Annotated in this window: 1 protein-coding gene and 1 pseudogene; both read right to left on the reverse strand. The window is 34.4% G+C overall.

The annotated features are described in order from the left end of the window. A pseudogene (locus NEH74_RS13335) lies at nt 1–395 on the reverse strand (helicase); the annotation flags it as partial. Nucleotides 396–441: 46 nt separating this feature from the next. Then, nucleotides 442–1,371, reverse strand: a complete 930-nt coding sequence (pfkB, locus tag NEH74_RS13340) for a 1-phosphofructokinase (protein ID WP_055305623.1) — start codon at nt 1,369–1,371, stop codon at nt 442–444. Nucleotides 1,372–1,917 lie beyond the last annotated feature (546 nt).

A 1,917-nucleotide genomic window follows, 5' to 3' on the forward strand; every position in this document is an offset into this window, starting at 1 on the left:
CATACACTAGCATCACATACAGCCCAGATCAGGCCTAAATCATTTGCTTCTAAAATCTCTTTAGCAAAATCAGAGGCTCTTTGTTGAAGTGAAGAGAGTTTAAAATCTATATTTAATACATGAGCATTGTCTGTTATTTTTGCAGGCATTAATGAGCGATATAAATAATGACAGTTATCTACCATTTTAAAATCTAAACATTGGCGACAATAGGTAATCAATTGTTCCTTGTAAGTAAAAGTACCAAACCATTCATCAGATTGATTCAAACAGCGCTCACACATTTGATTGTGAACCCCTATCACCTTTACGACGTCCTTTTCCTGAACCAATCCTTGCTCATGAAGTCGTAAATATTCTTCCTCTATCCATTCTCGTCCACTGATATCAAACATAAAAATCACCTCTAACATCAATTACGCTAGAGGTGTTGGATTTCTTTTATTTAATTTTTTCAACATGACAGCGAGGCAATAGAGATTTATAATCAGATTCAATCACATGAGCTGTCTCAAAAGTCATAGCATTCGCACTCGATAAAGCAATTGCTTTTTTTAACATCTCTTCCGGCTGGTCACCTTCTGCGAAAGAGATACACATTGAAGCCACAACGGTATCACCGCATCCAAGTGTGCTCTTAACTTCAACTTCTGGCGCCTTTCCTTTCCAAGCACCTTGTTCTGAGACTAACATTGCCCCTTCTTTTCCTAATGAAATTAGAACATACTCAATCCCTTGTCGACAAATTTCTTGAGCAAACTCAATCATTTGATCTTGAGTCGCAGATTTAACTCCCATTAACTCAAGCATTTCATCTTGATTCGGTTTAATTAAACATGGTTTTTGTTCAATAGCGACTTTCAATAAAGATCCTGATGTATCTACAATAACCTTATCACAGTAGTTTTTACAAAGTTGAATAAGTTTAGTGAAGTAATCTTCATCAACTCCTCGAGGTGCACTCCCACAAATCGCAACAACTGTACTTTTTTTTGCTAACTCTTCTACCTTATGTAAGAGCTCCGTTAATTCATTTGTTTCAATTTCAGGTCCTTTTTCAAGTAATTCTGTGCGCTTTCCTTTAGTATCAAATAATTGAATATTTGTACGCGTTGTGCCTTTAATATTAATAAAATGATCATTAATTTTTTCATCTTGAAAGCATTGCTTAAAAATAGGTGCCACTATTCCGCCTAAAAAACCAGTGGCATTTACTTCGCGATTAAAATCTCGAATCACTTTAGCTACATCAATCCCTTTACCCGCAGCAGATTCACTCAAAATTTCAGTGCGATTCGTTTCGCCAATATTTAGAGCATCAATCTGCATTAATTTATCTAATGCAGGATTCAACGTTATAGTCGTAATCATCGTTTAATTCACACTCCTCTATTTATAAATAACATAATTATTCTTATAGATTTACTATGTCTATCATTAGTCTATTGCTATTTAGTATATTCAATTTTTTCTTATTCATTTACAAAAAAAACCACCAGTAGAACTGGTGGTTTTCTCTGCGGCTAAAAGCCTATTTTACCGGCCTAGGCCTGAAAGGCCTTCTGAATTTCTTAACTTCTGCACCACATTCTCCGTTAATCCTCAAAGGATTTCTAGTCTCCTCTCTTAATTTCATCTTTTCAACTACCTATTTACACCTACGCTTATCATTTACATCTTCTTTGTCTCTTTAAGACCTACTTTTTTTCATCTCCACATAAATAATCATCTAACCTTTATCTTTACTCTCAAAATAAAATGAACTCTTTTTTTACTATTACTTGTTAGCCTATGAATAGCTTCTCTTAATATTAGATGTTTTTTCCTCCAGTTATTATTTTATTACCACGCTAAAAGCTTTTTAGAACCACCTGCATAGCAGGTGGTTTTCATTTATACAATCGAGTAGGAGATAAT

The organism is Turicibacter sp. GALT-G1, from assembly GCF_025594995.1.
Taxonomy (GTDB): Bacteria; Bacillota_I; Bacilli_A; order MOL361; family Turicibacteraceae; genus Turicibacter; species Turicibacter bilis.